General features: G+C 64.5%; 19 protein-coding genes. 6 read left to right on the top strand and 13 right to left on the bottom strand.

The genetic code is table 11. From position 1 onward, the window contains the following. Positions 1-153: 153 nt before the first annotated feature. Positions 154-1,110, top strand: coding sequence for a LysR family transcriptional regulator (locus B6V73_RS13260; protein WP_075774008.1), 957 nt, complete (start codon positions 154-156; stop codon positions 1,108-1,110). 9 nt (positions 1,111-1,119) lie between these two features. Here B6V73_RS13260 and B6V73_RS13255 read toward each other — a convergent pair whose 3' ends face one another. Continuing rightward, the gene (locus tag B6V73_RS13255) at positions 1,120-1,704 is read right to left on the bottom strand and encodes a cupin domain-containing protein (protein WP_075774007.1); all 585 of its coding nucleotides are present in this window, start codon (positions 1,702-1,704) and stop codon (positions 1,120-1,122) included. A 158-nt stretch (positions 1,705-1,862) separates the two neighbouring features. On the opposite strand from B6V73_RS13255, the gene B6V73_RS13250 reads away from it, so the two are divergent. Both B6V73_RS13250 and B6V73_RS13245 read left to right on the top strand, forming a co-directional pair. Beyond that, positions 1,863-3,137, top strand: a complete 1,275-nt coding sequence (locus B6V73_RS13250) for a 4-aminobutyrate--2-oxoglutarate transaminase (protein WP_088725462.1) — start codon at positions 1,863-1,865, stop codon at positions 3,135-3,137. A gap of 1 nt (position 3,138) precedes the next feature. Then, on the top strand, positions 3,139-4,593 hold the full coding sequence (locus B6V73_RS13245; RefSeq protein ID WP_088725461.1) for an NAD-dependent succinate-semialdehyde dehydrogenase: 1,455 nt from the start codon (positions 3,139-3,141) through the stop codon (positions 4,591-4,593). A 261-nt stretch (positions 4,594-4,854) separates the two neighbouring features. Here B6V73_RS13245 and B6V73_RS13240 read toward each other — a convergent pair whose 3' ends face one another. Together B6V73_RS13240 and B6V73_RS13235 are read right to left on the bottom strand one after the other, a co-directional pair. Beyond that, positions 4,855-5,331 carry a cytochrome c-type biogenesis protein gene (locus B6V73_RS13240; RefSeq protein ID WP_088725460.1) on the bottom strand — a complete coding sequence of 159 codons (477 nt, stop codon included), beginning with the start codon at positions 5,329-5,331 and terminating at the stop codon, positions 4,855-4,857. A gap of 3 nt (positions 5,332-5,334) precedes the next feature. After that, positions 5,335-7,302, bottom strand: a complete 1,968-nt coding sequence (locus B6V73_RS13235) for a heme lyase CcmF/NrfE family subunit (RefSeq protein ID WP_088719560.1) — start codon at positions 7,300-7,302, stop codon at positions 5,335-5,337. A gap of 167 nt (positions 7,303-7,469) precedes the next feature. Here B6V73_RS13235 and B6V73_RS13230 point away from each other — a divergent pair, with 167 nt between their 5' ends. The 3 genes from B6V73_RS13230 to B6V73_RS13220 are packed head-to-tail and all read left to right on the top strand — an operon-like array spanning position 7,470 to position 9,032. Continuing rightward, positions 7,470-7,877 (top strand): META domain-containing protein, encoded by a 408-nt coding sequence (locus B6V73_RS13230; RefSeq protein ID WP_075774002.1) that lies wholly within the window; start codon positions 7,470-7,472, stop codon positions 7,875-7,877. A gap of 40 nt (positions 7,878-7,917) precedes the next feature. After that, positions 7,918-8,646, top strand: coding sequence for a rhomboid family intramembrane serine protease (locus B6V73_RS13225; RefSeq protein ID WP_088725459.1), 729 nt, complete (start codon positions 7,918-7,920; stop codon positions 8,644-8,646). After that, complete coding sequence (locus B6V73_RS13220; protein WP_088725458.1) at positions 8,646-9,032, top strand: GFA family protein; 387 nt, start codon at positions 8,646-8,648, stop codon at positions 9,030-9,032. The genes B6V73_RS13225 and B6V73_RS13220 overlap by 1 nt, the downstream gene beginning before the upstream one ends. On the opposite strand, the gene B6V73_RS13215 is transcribed toward B6V73_RS13220, so the two are convergent. The 10 genes from B6V73_RS13215 to pyk form a co-directional block, all read right to left on the bottom strand. Then, on the bottom strand, positions 9,008-10,630 hold the full coding sequence (locus B6V73_RS13215) for a GMC family oxidoreductase N-terminal domain-containing protein (RefSeq protein WP_088725457.1): 1,623 nt from the start codon (positions 10,628-10,630) through the stop codon (positions 9,008-9,010). The two genes, B6V73_RS13220 and B6V73_RS13215, sit on opposite strands and share 25 nt — an antisense overlap. A 350-nt stretch (positions 10,631-10,980) precedes the next feature. Then, on the bottom strand, positions 10,981-13,389 hold the full coding sequence (pheT, locus tag B6V73_RS13210) for a phenylalanine--tRNA ligase subunit beta (RefSeq protein WP_088725456.1): 2,409 nt from the start codon (positions 13,387-13,389) through the stop codon (positions 10,981-10,983). A gap of 10 nt (positions 13,390-13,399) precedes the next feature. Continuing rightward, positions 13,400-13,693 carry a YrhK family protein gene (locus B6V73_RS13205; protein ID WP_075773997.1) on the bottom strand — a complete coding sequence of 98 codons (294 nt, stop codon included), beginning with the start codon at positions 13,691-13,693 and terminating at the stop codon, positions 13,400-13,402. After that, the gene (locus B6V73_RS13200; RefSeq protein ID WP_088725455.1) at positions 13,653-14,087 is read right to left on the bottom strand and encodes an ASCH domain-containing protein; all 435 of its coding nucleotides are present in this window, start codon (positions 14,085-14,087) and stop codon (positions 13,653-13,655) included. The genes B6V73_RS13205 and B6V73_RS13200 overlap by 41 nt, the downstream gene beginning before the upstream one ends. 46 nt (positions 14,088-14,133) lie before the next feature. After that, on the bottom strand, positions 14,134-14,673 hold the full coding sequence (locus B6V73_RS13195; RefSeq protein WP_088725454.1) for a hypothetical protein: 540 nt from the start codon (positions 14,671-14,673) through the stop codon (positions 14,134-14,136). Then, a complete protein-coding gene (pheS, locus tag B6V73_RS13190) occupies positions 14,673-15,746 on the bottom strand; it encodes a phenylalanine--tRNA ligase subunit alpha (protein WP_075773994.1) in 1,074 nt (357 codons plus the stop codon). The genes B6V73_RS13195 and pheS overlap by 1 nt, the downstream gene beginning before the upstream one ends. Before the next feature lie 405 nt (positions 15,747-16,151). Beyond that, complete coding sequence (gene rplT / locus B6V73_RS13185) at positions 16,152-16,517, bottom strand: 50S ribosomal protein L20 (protein WP_075773984.1); 366 nt, start codon at positions 16,515-16,517, stop codon at positions 16,152-16,154. An 18-nt stretch (positions 16,518-16,535) separates the two neighbouring features. Then, positions 16,536-16,736, bottom strand: a complete 201-nt coding sequence (gene rpmI / locus B6V73_RS13180; RefSeq protein ID WP_075773983.1) for a 50S ribosomal protein L35 — start codon at positions 16,734-16,736, stop codon at positions 16,536-16,538. A 143-nt stretch (positions 16,737-16,879) separates the two neighbouring features. After that, positions 16,880-17,122 (bottom strand): hypothetical protein, encoded by a 243-nt coding sequence (locus tag B6V73_RS13175; RefSeq protein WP_233242991.1) that lies wholly within the window; start codon positions 17,120-17,122, stop codon positions 16,880-16,882. A 36-nt stretch (positions 17,123-17,158) separates the two neighbouring features. Further along, on the bottom strand, positions 17,159-18,604 hold the full coding sequence (pyk, locus tag B6V73_RS13170) for a pyruvate kinase (RefSeq protein ID WP_075773982.1): 1,446 nt from the start codon (positions 18,602-18,604) through the stop codon (positions 17,159-17,161). Positions 18,605-18,671: the final 67 nt, after the last annotated feature.

The following is an 18,671-nucleotide window of genomic DNA, read 5'->3' as shown; positions in this document are numbered from 1 at the left end:
ATCTCTCCTGTTGGTCATGACTGCGGGCGGCCTTGTTTCCGGCGCGTCCCGCCACGGCGAGCGCCCCATCCGGAGCCTCGTTGACGGGAACGCTTGCATGGCGACCGCCATTGCGCAAATAAATAATTGAAATCTTCATTATAGATCTGGGCTATGGTCAAACCCTACGAACAACGTTTCCCCTGGCATCTCGACTGGAACCTATTACGGACTTTCATGGTCGTGGTGGAGCAGCGGGGCATCTCGCGTGCGGCCTATCTGCTGGGTCTGAAGCAACCCACGATCTCGGCCGCGCTCAAGCGGCTGGAGGAACGTACCGGCCATGAGCTGATCATCCGAAAACCGAATGAATTCAAGGTCACTAGGGCGGGAAACCTGCTCTATCAGGAATGCGCGCAGATCTTCGGCGCCGTGTCGCAGATCCCCTCCCTGCTGGAGACAGGCGCAGAGGAGTTGCGGGGCCATATCGCGATCACCACGACGTCACATGTCATCTCCGATCACTACGACGCGGTGTTGCATGATTTCGCCACCGAACATCCCAAGGTGACCTTCTCGATGACCGTGGCCGAGAGCGAGGAAGTGGTGAATCGGGTGCAACAGAATCGGGCGAGCCTCGGGATTTGCCTGCTTCACAAGACACCCGAGAACCTGCGCGCACAGGTGCTCTACCGCGAATATTTCGGCCTTTTCTGCGGCAAGCGGCACCCGCTTTTCGAGCGCGAGAACATCTCGCTCGCGGAGATCGAGGGCGAGACCTCGGTGTCGTTCCAGACCGAGACCGAGGACGGCCCGCTTCACCCCGTCTCACTGCTCCGCGCGCGGGCCAAGCTCGCGCCGAGCTGGCGCGGGGTGTCGTCGAACCTTCACGAGCTGCGTCGAATGATCGTGGCAGGTGTCGGGATCGGTGCGCTGCCGCTGCATGTCGCGCATCGCGATGTCGAGGCCGGGCGGCTGCGCCAGTTGCCGCCCTATGACGGGTTGCCGATGGTGAATATCTACCTGCTCACCAACCCGCAGCGGAAGCAGTCGAGCGCGGAAACCGCGTTCCTCGCGGCCTGTGATGCGATGATGGCCGAGAGCGATCTGGAAGAGCGCACCTATTATTGAGCGCGCGTCTCAGAAGGTGGGCGGTGTCGCGGCCGAGACCACCACGCAGCGCGCCTTGGCCACGTTGCGGAAACGGTGCGGCAAGCGGCTGTCGAACAGGTAGGCGTCGCCCGCGCGCAGCAGCTCGGTGGTCTCGCCCACCGTCAGCAGCAACTCGCCCTCGATGACAAACCCGCCCTCCTCGCCCTCGTGGGCATAGGCCTCCGCCCCGGTATCGGCGCCGGGCTCATAGGTCTCGTAAAGCAGCAGAAGGTTGGTCTGCCCCGACTTGCCCGCGCGTTTCAGCGAAAGCGCATCGAGCGCCGCGCCGCCCGAGCGGTAGATCCGGCCGGGGTTGATCTCGGTCAGCTCGGAGTGCCGGAAGACGAACTTGCCTGGCTCGGACGGCGTGTCGCTGTCGAAGAACTCCGCCAGCGTCATCTCGAGGATTTCGAGGATCTTGCGCAGCGAGGTGATCGAGGGAGAGGTCTTGTTGCGCTCGATCAGCGAGACAAGCCCGTTGGTCACGCCCGACCGCTGTGCCAGCTCGCGCTGCGACAATCCCTTGTCCTCGCGGATCGCCCGAAGCCGTCCACCCACGTCGAATTCGCTCACCGCAAGCCTCCTGTCCTTTGCCTGTTCTAGAGTGCGGGCGGGCGGATTTCCAGCGCGCGCGCCGTCGCCATACGTTTAACAAACTAAACATTGCACAGCTATTCGTTAAACACTAGCGTCACATCATTCCGTGATTCTCCAGCACCTCAGGAGTACCCATGTCCAGCAATGCCGACCTCGAAACCCGCCGCGCCGCCGCCCTTGCCCGGGGCGTGGGGGTGCAGACCCAGAACTTCGCCGTCTCCGCCGAGAACGCCACCGTCACCGATGCCGATGGCCGCGAACTAATCGATTTCGCCGCCGGGATCGCGGTGGTGAACACTGGCCACCGCCACCCGAAAGTCATCGAGGCGGTGAAAGCCCAGCTCGATGCCTTCACCCATACCTGCCATCAGGTGATGCCCTACGAACCCTATGTGCGCCTTGCCGAACGCCTCAACGAGAAGGTGCCGGGGGATTTCGACAAGAAGTCGATCTTCGTCACCACCGGGGCCGAGTCGGTCGAGAACGCGATCAAGATCGCCCGCTCCTATACCGGCCGTAACGCGATCATCGCTTTCGGCGGTGGCTTCCACGGCCGGACCTTCATGACGATGACGCTCACCGGCAAGGTCGCACCTTACAAGGCGGGCTTCGGTGCGATGATGCCCGACGTGTTCCACGTCCCCTTCCCGAACGCGCTGCATGGCGTGTCGACCGATGACAGCTTCGCTGCGATGGAGAGCCTGTTCAAAACCGATCTCGATCCCACGCGCCTCGCTGCGGTGATCTTTGAGCCGGTGCAGGGCGAAGGCGGCTTCAACCCGGCCCCGCATGATTTCGTCAAACGGCTGCGCACCTTCTGCGACGAGCATGGCATCGTAATGATCGCCGACGAGGTGCAGACCGGCTTCGCGCGCACCGGCACGATGTTCGCGATGGACGCCTATGGCGTGGCCGCGGACATCACGACCATGGCGAAGGGTCTGGGCGGCGGCCTTCCGATCGCGGCGGTGACAGGTCGCGCCGAAATCATGGACGCGGCGAACCCGGGCGGGCTGGGCGGCACCTATGGTGGCAACCCGCTGGGCGTCGCAGCCGGGAACGCGGTGCTCGACGTGATCGAGGAGGAAGACCTCTGCGCCCGCGCCAATGAGCTTGGCTCGCGCCTCAAGCAACGACTGGAGGCGATCCGCGCCAACATGCCGGAGATCGCCGAGATCCGTGGCCCCGGCTTCATGGTCGCGGTCGAGTTGATGACGGACGGCAAGCCCGATGCAGCGCTGACCCAGCGCATCCGTGTCGAAGCGCTCAACCGGGGTCTTCTGCTGCTCACCTGCGGCGTCTACGGCAACGTGATCCGCTTCCTCGCGCCGATCACCATCCCCGACGAGCAGATGGCCACGGCGCTCGACATCCTCGAAGAGGCGATGACCGCCGCGAAGGAGGGCTGACATGCTCAAGCTGAACGACCCGAGCCTGCTGGAAACCCGCGCCTATGTGAACGGCAAGTGGATCGAAACGGGCAAGACGTTTGACGTGACCGACCCAGCCACAGGAGAACTGGTGGCCAAGGTCGCCGATCTCGACGTGGACGCCACGCGCGCCGCGATCGAGGCCGCCCATGCCGCGAAACCGGACTGGGCCGCGCTCACCGGCAAGGAGCGCGCGGGCTACCTGCGGCGCTTCCACGACCTGATGATGGAAAATCAGGACGACCTCGCCGCGATCCTGACCGCCGAGATGGGCAAACCGCTCGCCGAGGCCAAGGGGGAGATCGCCTATGGCGCAAGCTTCCTCGAATGGTTCGCCGAAGAGGCCAAGCGCGTCTATGGCGACGTGATCCCCGGCCACCAGCGCGACAAGCGCATTCTCGTGATCCGCCAGCCGGTCGGCGTGGTGGGCTCGATCACGCCGTGGAACTTCCCCAACGCCATGATCGCGCGCAAGCTGGCCCCGGCGCTGGCGGCGGGCTGCACCTTCGTTGGGCGCCCCTCCGAGCTGACGCCGCTTTCGGCCCTTGCGATGGCCGTTCTGGCCGAGCGCGCGGGCATCCCGGCGGGTGTCTTCAACATCATCCCCGGCGTCGATGCGGCGGGCATGGGCGAAGAGCTCTGCGCCAATCCCAAGGTCGCCAAGATTACCTTCACGGGCTCGACCCGCGTGGGCAAGATCCTGATGCGCCAAGGGGCGGAGACGGTGAAGAAGATCAGCCTGGAACTGGGCGGCAACGCGCCATTCCTCGTCTTCGACGACGCCGATCTCGATGCGGCGGTCGATGGCGCGATGATCGCGAAGTTCCGCAATAACGGACAGACCTGCGTCTGCGCGAACCGGATCTACGTGCAGGCCGGCGTCTATGACGCCTTCGCCGAGAAGCTGACCGCGCGGCTTGCGACCCTACGACCGGGCAACGGGTTCGAGCCGGGCGTAACCACCGGGCCGCTCATCAACGCGGACGCGCTCGCCAAAGTCGAGGCGCATATCGCGGACGCGACCGAGAAAGGTGCGCAGGTAGCTGCTGGCGGGCATCGCTCGAACCTCGGGCGCACCTTCTTCGAGCCGACGCTGCTGACCGGCGTGACGCAACAGATGCGGGTCGCGCGCGAGGAGACCTTCGGCCCGCTCGCCCCGCTGATCCGCTTCGAGACCGAGGCCGAGGCGATCGAGATGGCCAACGCGACCGAATTCGGGCTGGCGGGCTATTTCTACGCCCGTGACCTCGCCCGCGTCTGGCGTGTGGCCGAAGCGATGGAGACCGGGATCGTCGGCGTGAACACCGGGCTGATCTCGACCGAGGTAGCCCCGTTCGGCGGCATCAAGCAATCCGGTCTGGGTCGCGAGGGCTCGAAATACGGCATCGAAGATTTCACCGAGCTGAAATACATGTGCCTCGGCGGGATCGAGTGACCGCTGCACCTGAGACATCAGGGCGAGAATAGAGAAGCGGCGGGCTTTCCCGCCGCTTCTTTCATTTTAAAACGCGGACTGAAGAGCGCCTGCGCCCGGAGCGCACCGAAGGCGCAGGGAGCGCGGCGGCCCGTCCCGACGGGCTGGGGAATTGGTGACCGCGCGCGACGCTCATTTGATGGAGGGGCGTGGCTGGTATAAAGCGCGTGCCGTCCAAGGTCGCGATGCGCCACCCCACGGGCCGCCGCGCGCCCTGCTCCCCTACTCGCCCATCAGCTCCTCAAGGCGCTTGCGCTCTTCATCGGAGAGATCGGGCTGGGCCGGCCCCTCGGACGCCCCGCGGCGCGAGCGGACATAGAAGAACCCGCCAGTCAGCGCCACGATCAACGTCGCCGGACCGAGATACCACAGCAGCAGGTTCGCCCCGCGCTTTTCGGGCTCGAACAGCACATACTCGCCATAGCGAGCGGTGATGTAATCGATCACCTGGCTATTCGTGTCGCCCGCCTTGAGCCGCTCGCGCACCAGCAGCCGCAGATCGCGCGATACCTCGGCGTTGGAATCGTCGATATTCTCGCCCTGACAGACCGGGCAGCGCAGCACCTTGGAGATTTCGCGTGCCCGCGCCTCAAGCGCCGGGTCCTTCATGATCTCGTCAGGCTGCACCGCCAGTGCAGGCCCGAGCGAGATCAGCGCCGAGAGAACCAGCGTCACGACAAGAAGGGTTTTCCTGAGCATCGTTCACTCCGCCGGAGAAGCGTGCGCCGAGGTCGCACGCGATTTGCGCGCCCCCGCCGCAACACGGTAACGACGGTCCGACAGGCTCAGAAGCCCGCCCAACGCCATGATGATCGCGCCCGCCCATATCCAGTCCGCGAAGGGCTTGATATAGGTGCGCACCGCGTAGCCGCCCTGATCCTGCGGATCGCCGATCACGAGGTAGATGTCGCGCAGCGGCGTGGTGTGTATCGCGGCCTCGGTCGTGGGCATCCGCTGCACCGGGTAGATGCGCTTCTCGGGATGCATCGTCGCAATCTTCTTGCCGTCCTTCTCGACCAGCATCGTCGCCATCTGCGAGGTATAGTTCGGCCCCTTCTCCTTATGCACTTCGGTCAGCGTGATCTGGTAGCCGCCGACGGTGAAAGGCTCGTCAATCTTGGCGACACGAATATCCTCGAGCTGGCCGGCGGTCAGCAGGCCGATGCCGATGAAGGTGATGCCAAGGCCGGAATGGGCCGTGGCCTTGCCCCAGTCGGCGCGCGGCAGGCGTTTGAGGCGCCCGAAATTGCGGGCCGAACGCTGCCACAACTCGGTCATGGCGCCGAAGACCAGCCAACTGCCGAGGAACACCGCGACGAGGGCAAGAAGCGAATTGCCGCTCTCGACGGCCCAGGCAAGCCCGCCCAGGGCCAGCGCCAGCACGAAGGCCGGGACCAGAGGTTTCACCACCCGGCCGAGACGCGCGCGTTTCCACGGCATCATCGCGCCGATCGGCAGGATCAGGGCGAGGATCACCATGAAGGGGGTGAAGGCCTGATCGAAGAACGGCGCGCCGACCGAAAGTTTGCGCCCGAAGAACATCTCCGCGACCAGCGGCCAGACCGTGCCAACGAAGACGACGAGGGCTGCGACGGCCAGCAGGATGTTGTTGATCACCAGCGCGGTTTCCCGCGACAGCATCGAGAACACGCCCTTTGCCTGCATCGAACTCGCACGGAACGCATAGAGCGTCAGCGCCCCGCCCACGAAGAGGGCGAGAATGCCGAGGATGAAGATGCCGCGTTGCGGGTCGGAGGCGAAGCTATGCACCGAGGTGATCACGCCCGAACGCACGATGAAGGTGCCGATCAGCGAGAAGCCGAAAGCCATGATCGCCAGAAGGATCGTCCACGATTTCAGCGCTTCGCGCTTCTCGACCACGATGGCCGAGTGCAGCAGCGCGGCGGCCAGAAGCCACGGCATGAACGAGGCGTTCTCCACCGGGTCCCAGAACCAGAAGCCGCCCCAGCCAAGCTCGTAATAAGCCCACCAAGAGCCCAGCGCGATGCCGATGGTCAGGAATATCCACGCCGCCAGCGTCCACGGCCGCACCCAGCGCGCCCAGGTCGCGTCCACCCGGCCCTCGATCAGCGCCGCCACCGCGAAGGAGAACGACATCGAGAGGCCGACATAGCCGAGATAGAGGAACGGCGGATGGAAGGCCAAACCCGGATCCTGCAGCAGCGGGTTCATCCCTTCGCCGTTGAAAGGCGGCTCCGCGAGACGCAGGAACGGGTTGGAGGTGAAGATGATGAAGCCGAGGAACGCGACGCCAATCCACGCCTGAACGCTCAGCACACGCGCCCGCAGCCGCGGTGGCAGAGCGCCACCGAACACGGCCGCCGCCGCCCCGAAGAGCGACAGGATCAACACCCAGAGGAGCATCGAGCCCTCGTGGTTCCCCCAAACGCCGGTGATCTTGTAGAGCATCGGCTTGTCGGTATGGGAATTCGCCCAGACCAGCTTCAGCGAGAAGTCCGACACGACAAACGCGTGGGTCAGCGCCGCAAAGCTCACCGCGATGAGCAAAAACTGCGCCGTCGCTGCGGGCTCGCCCACCGCCATCCAGCCGCGCCAGCCTTTCTGCGCGCCGACGATCGGCACGATGGCCTGCACGATGGCCACCGCAAAGGCGAGAATTAGGGCAAAATGCCCGAGTTCGTTGATCATGGGACTCCTCCTGTCGCGGGGCGAGAGCATAGAGATATACGGCCTTCGGGCCAAGGAGGATGCGCGCCGATGTCGCAACTTTCCCACGCGGGATCACGGGGCCGTGAATGGCGCACCCCATCCCCAAGGTCTAAGCAAGGCGCGTGAGAGCAAGAGGGAAGCTAAATATGCGTGCGATCGTGATCGGGCCGCTGCTGGCCTTGGGGCTGGTGACGGGATGCCAGTCGGAGCCGGGCGACCCTCTTGAGGCGATCGCACCGAACGCGATCTGGGAAGTGGTGTCGATTGACGGCAAACCGATCCCCAATGGCGTGGAGGTCACCCTCACCCACCCCGAAAAGGGTTTGGTCGCGGGCAAGGCCGGCTGCAATCACTACAACGGCCGGATCTCGGAGAAGGACGGCCGAGTGCGAGTCGGTGAACTGGCGGGCACGCGGATGATGTGCCCCGAGCCCGCAATGGGTGTCGAGAAGGCCTTCCACTCGGCCATGGCCCGCGTCGATACGGTGAAACTGTCGCAGGACCGGCTGGAGCTGATCGCGCAGGGCGAGACGGTGATCGAAGCCACGCAATAAGCGCCTTGACCGAGGGCCCTGCGCGTGGCCCTCTCGGGCGATGTTCCCGATCCGCGATCACAATCCTTCGTACAATACCCCGTGGGTCACATGGGCCCTGATCGCGATCAATATCGTGGTTTATGTCATGACCGCGCCATGGGGCGGCGATCTGCGGGAACTCTGGCTCGACAACGCGCTCTGGCCTGCCGCCGTGACCCATGGCGTCGCGTGGCACGGGCTCATTACACACATGTTCCTGCATGCCGGCATCCTGCATCTGGCGGGCAACATGCTGTTTCTCTGGGTCTTCGGCGACAACCTCGAAGATCGGATGGGTCGCGTCGCCTTCCTGCTGTTCTACTTCGCCTGCGGGTTGGCCGCCGCCTTCGCGCAGATCGCAGCGAACCCCGATGCGACCGTGCCGATGGTGGGCGCCTCGGGCGCGATCGCAGGCGTGATGGGAGGCTATCTGCTGCTCTATCCGAAAGCGCGGATCGACGTGCTGTTCTACTTCCTCGTCTTCTTCAAGATCTGGGCCACGCCCGCTTGGCTGGTTCTGGGTCTCTGGTTCACGCTGCAACTGTTCAACGAGCTGACCTCGAGCGCCTCGGGCGGGGTGGCTCACATGGCCCATATCGGCGGCTTCGTGGCGGGCGTGCTCCTGACCCTGCCGCTATGGCTCCGGCTCGGCGGGCCGCTCTTCTGGCGGCTCACCCATGGCCACCCGCCCTTCCCCGAGGCGCGCGAGAGCCAGACCAATATTCCCACAGTCACACGGAGACGCTGATGCTGCCCGAAATCCAGTCGCCCCACCGCCTGATCTGCCATTGCGGCGCGGTGGAGACGGAAGTGACGCTTTCCGACGGGCTCAACACCAAGCGGCGCTGCGATTGCTCTTTCTGCCGTCGGCGCGGGGCGGTGGCGGTTTCGGCCCCGCTCTCGGGCATCCGCATCTTAAAGGGCGAGGACAACCTGACGCTCTATCAATTCGGCACGATGACCGCGAAGCATTACTTCTGCAAAACCTGCGGCGTCTACACCCATCACCAGCGCCGCTCGAACCCGAACCAATACGGCGTGAATGCCGCCTGTCTGGAAGGGGTGAACCCGCGCGATCTGGACCCGGTGCCGTGGAACGACGGCGTCAATCACCCGACCGATCGTACCGACTGATCCCCTCGGATGAACGCGGCCGCGCGCTCGGCGATCATGATCGTCGGCGCGTTGGTGTTGCCCGAAATCAGCCGCGGCATCACCGAGGCATCGACAACGCGCAGCCCGTCGATCCCGCGCACCCGCAGCTGAGGATCGACCACCGACATGTCGCCCTGCCCCATCGCGCAGGTGCCGACCGGGTGGTAGATCGTATCCGCCCGCGCCCGGATATCGGCCATCAGCCCTTCATCCGTTCCGTCATGCGGATAGAACCTGCGCCCCCGCCACGGACGAAGCGGCTCCGCCTCGGCGATCTGGTCCAATAGCCGTGCGCCCTTCAGCAGTAGCTCTGCGTCGCGCGGATCAGAGAGATATTCGGGGTCGATCAAGGGCGCCGCGCGCGGATCGCTTGAGGCCAGCCGCAGCGTGCCGCGCGACTGAGGCCGCAGCGGGCAGATATGAGCCGACCAGCCATCGGCCAGATGCGGCTTGCGCATGTGCTGATCGACGATACCGACGACGAAATGGATTTGCAGATCGGGTCGGGTGAGGCTCGGATCGCTCCGCAGGAACGCTCCGCCCTCGGCCATGGGCGAGGCGAACAGCCCCTCGCCATGCTTGCGCCACGCGCCCGCCGCTCGCGCCAGCCGCAGCAGTCCGCGCGGGTTGAGGCCTACGACATCGCGCCGGGGCGACGTGTAGCTGATGACGTAATCCAGATGGTCCTGCAGGTTCGCCCCCACGCCCGGCAGATCGAGACGCGGTTCGATCCCGACCTCACGCAGATGATCCTCAGGCCCGATCCCCGACAGCATCAGCAGTTGCGGCGAGCCGAACGCCCCTGCCGAGACGATTACCTCGCGCGCCGCCTCGATCTTCATCCGCTTGCGGCCTTGCCGGACGATTGCCCCCGTCGCACGGCCCTCCGCAATCTCGATCTTCTCAGCGCGCGCACGTGTCAGCACGGTCAGGTTCGGCCGATCCATCACCGGATGCAGATAGGCTGCCGCCGCCGAACAGCGTTCGCCCTTGCGCGGACCGTCCCAGAACTGCGTGACCTGATAAAGCCCCGCCCCCTCCTGTCGCGGCCCGTTGAAATCCTCGTTCGGCGGGCATTGCACCGCGCCGCACGCCTCGATGAAAGCGCGGCTGATCGCCCGGGGCCGCCGCTGATCGCCGACCTGCAATGGCCCTGCCGTACCATGCCAGTCCGACGCCCCGCGCGCATTCCGCTCGGAGGCGAGGAACCATGGCTTCACGGTTTCCCAGTCCCAGCCCTCGGCGCCCGCCTCGGCCCAACCGTCGTAATCCTCGGGCTGGCCGCGCGCATAGAGCATCGCGTTGATCGCCGACGACCCGCCAAGCCCCCGGCCCCGCGGCTGGAACCCGCGCCGCCCGTTGAGCCCCGGTTGCGGAGTGGTGCGCAGCGCCCAGTTGTGGATCGGCGGTCGCCCCGCCACCATCGCAGCGACCAACGCAGGCGCGCGCACGAAGATATCGCGCGCCTCGCGCCCTGCCTCGACGAGACAGACGGTCACCGCGGCGTCCTCCGACAGCCGCGCCGCCAGCACTGCGCCTGCCGAGCCGCCGCCCAGAATGAGATAATCGAACCGCAAGGGCTCCTCCTTCCCTCGTTCGCGAAAAGCCTAACGGGTTTCGGAAGATAAGGAAGCGTGACGCAGGGTCGGACGGGTTAGGGACGCGCCCGAGCCTCGGGCGAGAACGACTGGAATTGAATGCCCGGATCAGCCGCGTCAGCGGCCAAGGCAGCGCCCGACCGCCCCCTCGGGCGGGCGCTTTTATGACGGCAGCGCGCGGTTCGAGGTCGCCCGGATGTGACGGGGATAAAGTGCCAACCTCCGAGGGCAATGCGCCCACCCGGCGGTCGGGCCCCGCCCTCCGCTGCACGCAAAAGAAAACGCCCGGTCTCTCCGACCGGGCGCTCCAAACTTTCTCGAGGACAACCTTAGCTGCGCAGCGTGCCGCCGGTGGCCTTGCTCACCTTCTCGACGATCTTCTTGCTCACCGCGTCGATCTCGGCATCGGTCAGCGTCTTGTCGGCGGGCTGCATCCGCACCGTCAGCGCGATCGACTTCTTGCCCGCGCCCATCTGTTCCTCGGCCTTGGCGCCGGTGAACTGGTCGAAGACATTCACGCTCTCGATCAGCTTCTTGTCGGCGCCCATCGCCGCGTTCACCGCCGTCAGCGCCTCGACATCCGCATCCACGACGAAGGCGAAATCGCGCTCGACCGCCTGCAGGTCGGAAATCTGCAGCGCGGGCCGCGTCGCGCCCTTTTTCTTCGGGAAGGGGATGTTCGCCAGACGGATGGTGAACGCCACCGCCGGGCCTTTCACGCCCAGTTCGCGCAGCACCTTGGGATGCACCTCGCCAAAGGTCGCCAGCAGGTTCGGCCCGAGCGCCACATTGCCCGCGCGGCCCGGGTGCCACCACGCATCGAGCTTGCGGTTGATCTGCGCGCGCGCCGGCGCGCCGACCGCGGCCAGCACGGCCTCGGCATCGGCCTTCGCATCATAGAGGTCCACCGGACGGCGCGAGCCGAAGGGATCGCGCGGGGCCGAATGACCGACCAGAAGCCCGGTCGCCTGCAGAACCTGCTCGCCCGGCTCGCCACCGTTGAACGCAGGGCCCACTTCGAACAGCGCCAGATCGTTCAGGCCGCGCGCCTGATTGCGGGCAGCCGCCTGCAACAGACCCGGCAGCAGATCGGGGCGCATATGCGTCATCTCCGAGCTGATCGGGTTCTCCAGCTTGGTCGCATCCGCGCCACCGCCGAACAGCTTGGCGGAGGCCTCGTCGATGAAGCTGTAGGTCACGCACTCATTATAACCCAAAGCCGCCGTGGTGCGCCGCGCCATCCGCTCGCGCTGCTGCATCGGGGTGAGGATCGCGCCGGGCACGCCGGTCGTCTCGCGGCCCATCGGCTTGCCTTCGAGCTTGGTCAGCGAAGCGATCCGCGCCACTTCCTCGACCAGATCGGCCGAGCCCAGCACGTCCGGGCGCCAAGTCGGCGGCGTCGCCATGTCACCCTCCAGCGTGAAGCCTAGAGCTTCCAGCGTCTCGCGCTGCGTGGCCTCGGGAATATCCATGCCGACGAGCGAGATCACCCGCGCCGGGTCCAGCTTGTAAGCGCGGCTGACATCCGGCACCGCGCCGTCCATCACCAGCTCCGACACTTCGCCGCCGCACAGATCGACGACCATCTTCGCCGCCAGATCGAGCCCCGGCAGCGTGAAGGCCGGATCGACGCCGCGCTCGAACCGATACCGCGCATCCGAGTTGATCTTCAGCGCACGGCCCGTGGCCGCGATGGTGATCGGGTCCCAGTAAGCGCTCTCGAGGAACACATCGACCGTGTCCTCATCCGCGCCGGACTCCTCGCCGCCCATGATCCCGGCAAGGCTCTCGACGCCCTTGTCGTCGCAGATCACCATGTCGCCTGCGCGCACGGTGTAGGTTTTCTCGTCGAGCGCGAGGAATTCCTCGCCGCCCTCGGCCGGCTTGATCACCAGATTGCCCGTCACCTTCTTCATGTCAAAGACGTGGAGCGGCCGGTTCACGTCATAGGTGAAGTAGTTGGTGATATCGACCAGCGTCGAGATCGGACGCAAACCGATCGCGCGCAGTCGCTTTTGCAGCCAGTCGGGCGACGGCCCGTTCTTCACACCGCGGATCACGCGACCAGCAAACAGCGGGCAGCCCTTGTCCTTCAGCGCCGGGTCGATCGTCACCGAGATCGGCGCATCGAACGCAGCCTCGACCTTCGGCACGTCGAGCGGCTTGAGCTTGCCCAGCCCCCGCGCCGCCAGATCGCGCGCAATACCGCGCACGCCAAGCGCATCGGGGCGGTTGGGCGTGATCGCGATCTCGATCACCGGATCGACCGCCTCGGGACGGTTCTGAGCCAGCCAGTCGGTGAACTTCTGGCCCACCTCGCCCGACGGCAGTTCGATGATGCCGCTATGCTCGTCCGACAGCTCCAGCTCGCGTTCGGAGGCCATCATGCCGTGGCTTTCCACACCGCGGATATTGCCCACCGACAGCGTCACGTCGATGCCGGGCACGTAATCGCCAGGCTTGGCCAGCACGACCGTGATCCCGGCCCGCGCATTCGGCGCACCACAGACGATCTGCTTCACCCCCTCGTTGGTCTCGACCATGCAGACCCGGAGACGATCGGCGTCGGGGTGCTGCTCGGCGGATTGCACCTTGGCCAGCGTGAAGGTCTCGAGCTTCGCCGCCGGATCGACGACCTCCTCGACTTCGAGACCCAGATCGGTGAGCGCTTCGGCGATCTGATCGACGGTGGCCTCGGTCTCGAGATGATCCTTGAGCCAGGACAGGGTGAATTTCATCGGACTTCCCTCAGGATTTTCTGCGCAGAGCGAGGTCCTTGTAATCCCCCATCTCGAGGAGTTTCAACTCCCGCCAGAGCCGGATCGAGGGTTTTGCCGCGAAAAGGATGGACCCGATCAGGAACAACCACGTCCCCGGGACCATCAGGCTGTCGTAGAAGAAGAAGATCGACCCCACGACGAAACAGAAGGCCGCGCCGAAATCCACGACCGTATAGGCGATCTCGGTGATGGCGACGAAACGGCGCTGCTCGGGGGTCTGTTCATGCTTCGGGGTGTCGAAGAGGCGTTTGTTCTGTGACATTTGAGGCTCCTTGATAGTCCTCTATCAAGCGAAACCGCTCGCAGACCAGTTCCATCTCGGGGTTAAAACCTCCGTTACGCTCGAAATAGGCCTGATGATCGCGCCGCCAGCCCTCGAGCGTCTCGTTCTCCCCCTCGGCCAGCGCGAAGTCTTCATCGACATCGCAAAACCGCCGGATCGTGACCTCGACCGTCTCGATCATCACCGCCGGTTTGCCGTCCCAATCGAGCGCTATATCGCGGCGACCGACCACCGGCATATCCTCGCCCCCTTCGGTGAAATAGGTGAGCGCGCCGCAGGTGGCGGTCTTCTTGCCTTCGCGGATCAGGGCGAGGAGCTGGTCGCAGAGGTCGCGGCTGTCGCCGAAGGTGAAGGTGATGGGGGTGTTGGGCATGGGGAGAGCCTCCTAATCAGTGCTCCTCGGGAAACAGAGATCGCTTTTATTTGCGATCAACTATCGTAATCCCTACGCCTTGCAGGTTGTCAGTCTGGCGAAGCTCTAGACGTGCGGCGTTCATTGAGGCCTCAAACTTCTGCCGGACGGAATTAACGAGCAAATTGCCGTCAACGTCGTAGAGCTTGCCTTCTGTAAGTATATGAATTGCGAGCTTCTCAGCTTCTAAGAATAGATCAAGCATCAACTGAGCTGTCTCGCGCTTAGAAAACAACATCACTTCGTTGAGGCAGCCCTTGCAAACCAGAATGGCTTCGACCTGCTCCCTTTCGCCGCCTAGCACATTGAAATTTAACATTCTTTCAACGCTTTTTAGATAATCCCTGAAAATTTCTCTCTTCTCTTCGTCAATCTTCAGATCTCGATCTTTTTCCTTTTGGACCGGGTAAACATTGGTCGCGATATGGCGCGCAAAAAGGCCTGCAACAAACGCTGCAGCCAAGGTTAACAGCCCTTGGAAAACCTCTGGCGAAATGAGAACCGAGAAATCACGGCACACATTCTCACATGCCGTGATCGTCTCCATTAGCGGCTAAGCCCACCAGCCACCGTCGGCAGATCCAGCGCGCTGAACCCGTAATGCTTCAGCCAGCGCAGGTCACTCTCGAAGAACGCCCGCAGGTCGGGGATGCCGTATTTCAGCATCGCGAGGCGGTCGATCCCGATGCCGAAGGCGAAGCCCTGCCATTCGTTCGGGTCGATCCCGGCGGATTCGAGCACTTTCGGATGCACCATCCCCGAGCCGAGGATCTCCATCCAGTCGTCGCCCTCACCAATCTTGAGCGAACCGCCCTCCCACGAGCAGCGGATATCGACCTCGGCCGAGGGCTCCGTGAAGGGGAAATGCGAGGCGCGGAAGCGCAGCTCGACGCCGTCCACCTCGAAGAAGGCCTTGCAGAACTCTTCCAGCACCCATTTCAGGTTCGCCATCGAGATGTCCTTGCCGATCGCCAGACCTTCGACCTGATGGAACATCGGCGTGTGGGTCTGGTCCATGTCCATACGGTAGACACGGCCCGGCGCGATCACGCGGATCGGCGCGCCCTGCTCCAGCATCGCGCGGATCTGCACCGGCGAGGTATGGGTGCGCAGCACATGCGGCGGGCGGTCGTCGCCCTCGTCGCGATGCATGAAGAACGTGTCATGCTCCTGCCGCGCAGGGTGTTCGGGCGCGATGTTGAGCGCGTCGAAATTGTGCCAGTCGTCTTCGATCTGCGGACCTTCGGCGACCGCAAAGCCCATATCGGCGAAGATCGCGGTGACCTCGTCCATCACCTGAGAGACCGGGTGAATCGTGCCCTGCCGCCGCGGACGGCCCGGCAGCGTCACATCGAGCCATTCCTCGCGCAGCCGCGCATCGAGCGCCGCATCCGCCAGCGCCGCCTTCTTCGCGCGCAGCGCCGCGTCGATCTCGTCTTTCAGCACGTTGAGCGCCTTGCCCGTGGTCTGGCGCTCCTCCGGGGTCATCTTGCCCAGCTCACGCATCTTCAGGCTGATCTCGCCCTTCTTGCCCAAGGCGGCCAGACGGATCTCTTCCAGCGCGGCCTCGTCGGTCACATCGGCCACGGCGTTCAGGTATTTATCGCGAAGCTCTTGCATATCATTCCCCGGGAATTTGCCTCGGTGACGGGTTAGCCGCGCCGGCGCGCCTTTGCAACCTCGCGCTTGCAGGCAAAGGGCGGATGGGGGCGCTGCCCCCTCTGGCTTCGCCATTCACCCCCGGGATATTTCCATCAAGAGGAAGGTTAGCGGTTCATTAACTGGAATCGCGTTCACTCGGAGATGCGGTACAGGCGGGGACGCCGATGACCGCTCAAGGGGAAGCGCCCGGCCTGCCGCCCGATGATGGGTCCGAGCCGGGCGTTTTTCTTCCTCTTGATCCAAATATCCCGGGGGGGCTCCGAAGGAGCGGGGGGCAGAGCCCCTCCCCGACCGGTCATCCACTCGAAACGAAAAAGGCCGCCCCAAACGGAGCGGCCCTTCCCGAATTCTATCGTCAGCCGATTACGCGGCGGCGGCGGCTTTCGCCTGCTCGACGATCGCGCCGAAGGCTTCCGGCTCGTGCACGGCGAGATCAGCGAGAACCTTGCGGTCCACTTCGATCCCGGCCTTGCTCAGGCCGAAGATGAACTTCGAGTAGCTCAGATCGGCATCGACGGCGCGCACGGCGGCGTTGATACGCTGGATCCAGAGCGCGCGGAAATTGCGCTTACGGGCTTTACGGTCGCGGGTCGCGTATTGGTTCGCCTTGTCGACCGCCTGGGTCGCAGTGCGGAAGTTGCGCGAGCGCGAGGAATAGTAACCTTTCGCCTTCTTGAGCACTTTCTTGTGCGCGGCGTGGGTGACCTTACCGGATTTGACGCGTGCCATTGTTCAAGTCTCCCGAATTCAGCGGTTGTAGGGCATGTATTTCTTGACGATCTTCGTATCCGGCTCGCTGAGCACCATGGTGCCCGAGGTTTCGCGGATGAATTTCGTCGAGCGTTTGATCATGCCGTGACGCTTGCCGGCCGGACCGACCTTGACCTTGCCGGTCGCGGTGAACTTGAACCGCTTCTTGGCAGCGGATTTCGTCTTCATCTTGGGCATTTACAGCTCCTTTGCAGGGTGTGGAAGCGCGACTCGGCATGCCACATAGGCCGGCCGCGCGGGTTCAGAGAGGGCCTGTTAGACGCCGCAGGGCGGTTTGGCAAGGGAAAAATCCGGATCGGTCGAAGGCACCGGGGACCGTATTAGCGATTGACCACGCGGGCCAATGTACGCGCCACCGCTTCGGGCACCATCCTGAGCGTGTAGCCACCCGGACGGGCGTAGAAGGCGATCACGATCAGCGCGCCCGCCACCACGATTCCGACGGTGGCCGCCCGCGGGGGGCGGCCATCGGAGAAGGCGGAGATCGCGGCCGGGATCGCGAAGATCGCGATCGCCAGACCGATCGTCAGCAGGAGATCGGTATCGATCGAAGAAAGATCCATCGCCTGTGCCCTTGTAACCACCCCTTTCGGGAAAGGTTACTCAGGGTCGGTGCGGTAAATCAATCGCTCATCACAGGGCGCGACGCGCAGGATGTTCGTGGTGCCCTGCACGTTGAAGGGCACACCGGCGGTGACCACGATCTGCTGGGTCTCGTCGGCGAAGCCGAAATCGCGCGCGGCACGGGCCGCGTTGACCACGGCCTGCTTGAACCGCTCCAGCTCGCCACACGGCACGGCATGCACGCCCCAAGTCAGCGAGACCCGGCGCAGCGTCGCCTCGATCGGCGACAGCGCGATGATCGGCACACGCGGACGCTCCCGCGCGATCAGCCCGACGGTCTGGCCCGATTGCGTGTAGGCGCAGATCGCGGCGATATCCGTGGTTTCCGCGATCTCGCGGGCGGCAGCCACGATCCCGTCCGCGACGGTCTGGCGGGCCGCATGGCGCGACGCCTCGATCACCTCGCGATAGGTCGGGTCCTTCTCGACCGAGATCGCGACGTTGTTCATCGTCTCGACCGCTTCGACCGGGTAGTTGCCTGCAGCGGATTCCGCGCTGAGCATCACCGCATCCGCGCCCTCGTAGATCGCGGTCGCGACGTCAGAGACCTCCGCGCGGGTCGGCATCGGGCTCTCGATCATCGATTCCAGCATCTGCGTCGCCACGATCACCGGCTTCGCCCAGGTGCGACACTTGCGGATCAGCTGCTTCTGGATCGGCGGAACGGCCTGCACCGGAAGTTCCACGCCCAGATCGCCGCGCGCCACCATGATCCCGTCCGAGACCTTGAGGATATCGTCGAAGCAGCGGACCGCCGAAGGCTTCTCGATCTTCGACAGGATCGCTGCACGGCCCTTGGCCAGTTCGCGCGCTTCTTGCACGTCCTCGGGACGCTGCACGAAGCTCAGCGCGAGCCAGTCGACACCCATCTCGCAAGCGAATTCCAGATCCTTGCGGTCCTTCTCCGAGAGCGCGGCCAGCGGCAGCACCACGTCGGGGACGTTCACGCCCTTGCGGTCCGAAATCGTGCCGCCCACGGTGACGGTGCAATTGGCGAAATCATCGCCGCATTCGTCGACCACGAGGCGGATCTTGCCGTCATTCACCAGCAGTTCCGAGCCCGGCTCGAGCGCCTGAAAAATCTCGGGGTGCGGGAGGCAAACGCGGTGCGTCGCGCCAGGCGTCTCGTCGAGATCGAAGCGGAACTTGTCGCCGTCCTCTAGCTCGGCGCCATGCGCGGCGAAAGTGCCGACGCGCAGTTTCGGGCCCTGCAGATCCGCGAGGATCGCGATCGGGCGGCCGAACTCTGCTTCGAGTTGGCGGATGATGGCGTGGCGGGCGCGATGTTCCTCGTGGCTGCCGTGGCTCATGTTCAGGCGGAACACGTCCGCGCCTGCAACGAACAGAGCTTTGATGCTGTCATAATCCGACGAAGAAGGGCCCAGCGTAGCCACGATCTTCACGTTGCGAAGGCGTCTCATGCGTCCTCGTTTTCCGTTCAAATTGATGTCATTTCGTGGGCCAAGTAAGCGTATGGCGCAATTTGTC

It is taken from the genome of Thioclava sp. JM3 (assembly GCF_002213185.1).
Classification (GTDB): Bacteria; Pseudomonadota; Alphaproteobacteria; order Rhodobacterales; family Rhodobacteraceae; genus Thioclava; species Thioclava nitratireducens.
Note: the sequence above shows the minus strand (reverse complement) of the source record. Positions and strands in the feature narration are given on the sequence as shown.

What these genes read in the sequence shown, in the direction of transcription:
- B6V73_RS13195 (WP_088725454.1), bottom strand. Translation starts at nt 14,673, where the DNA reads ATGGAGACGATCACGGCATGTGAGAATGTGTGCCGTGATTTCTCGGTT.
- pheT (WP_088725456.1), bottom strand. Translation starts at nt 13,389, where the DNA reads ATGAAATTCACCCTGTCCTGGCTCAAGGATCATCTCGAGACCGAGGCC.
- B6V73_RS13200 (WP_088725455.1), bottom strand. Translation starts at nt 14,087, where the DNA reads ATGCCCAACACCCCCATCACCTTCACCTTCGGCGACAGCCGCGACCTC.
- B6V73_RS13175 (WP_233242991.1), bottom strand. Translation starts at nt 17,122, where the DNA reads ATGGATCTTTCTTCGATCGATACCGATCTCCTGCTGACGATCGGTCTG.
- rpmI (WP_075773983.1), bottom strand. Translation starts at nt 16,736, where the DNA reads ATGCCCAAGATGAAGACGAAATCCGCTGCCAAGAAGCGGTTCAAGTTC.
- B6V73_RS13235 (WP_088719560.1), bottom strand. Translation starts at nt 7,302, where the DNA reads ATGATCAACGAACTCGGGCATTTTGCCCTAATTCTCGCCTTTGCGGTG.
- B6V73_RS13220 (WP_088725458.1), top strand. Translation starts at nt 8,646, where the DNA reads ATGCTGCCCGAAATCCAGTCGCCCCACCGCCTGATCTGCCATTGCGGC.
- B6V73_RS13230 (WP_075774002.1), top strand. Translation starts at nt 7,470, where the DNA reads ATGCGTGCGATCGTGATCGGGCCGCTGCTGGCCTTGGGGCTGGTGACG.
- pyk (WP_075773982.1), bottom strand. Translation starts at nt 18,604, where the DNA reads ATGAGACGCCTTCGCAACGTGAAGATCGTGGCTACGCTGGGCCCTTCT.
- B6V73_RS13250 (WP_088725462.1), top strand. Translation starts at nt 1,863, where the DNA reads ATGTCCAGCAATGCCGACCTCGAAACCCGCCGCGCCGCCGCCCTTGCC.
- pheS (WP_075773994.1), bottom strand. Translation starts at nt 15,746, where the DNA reads ATGCAAGAGCTTCGCGATAAATACCTGAACGCCGTGGCCGATGTGACC.
- B6V73_RS13225 (WP_088725459.1), top strand. Translation starts at nt 7,918, where the DNA reads ATGTTCCCGATCCGCGATCACAATCCTTCGTACAATACCCCGTGGGTC.
- B6V73_RS13260 (WP_075774008.1), top strand. Translation starts at nt 154, where the DNA reads ATGGTCAAACCCTACGAACAACGTTTCCCCTGGCATCTCGACTGGAAC.
- B6V73_RS13205 (WP_075773997.1), bottom strand. Translation starts at nt 13,693, where the DNA reads ATGTCACAGAACAAACGCCTCTTCGACACCCCGAAGCATGAACAGACC.
- B6V73_RS13240 (WP_088725460.1), bottom strand. Translation starts at nt 5,331, where the DNA reads ATGCTCAGGAAAACCCTTCTTGTCGTGACGCTGGTTCTCTCGGCGCTG.
- B6V73_RS13245 (WP_088725461.1), top strand. Translation starts at nt 3,139, where the DNA reads ATGCTCAAGCTGAACGACCCGAGCCTGCTGGAAACCCGCGCCTATGTG.
- rplT (WP_075773984.1), bottom strand. Translation starts at nt 16,517, where the DNA reads ATGGCACGCGTCAAATCCGGTAAGGTCACCCACGCCGCGCACAAGAAA.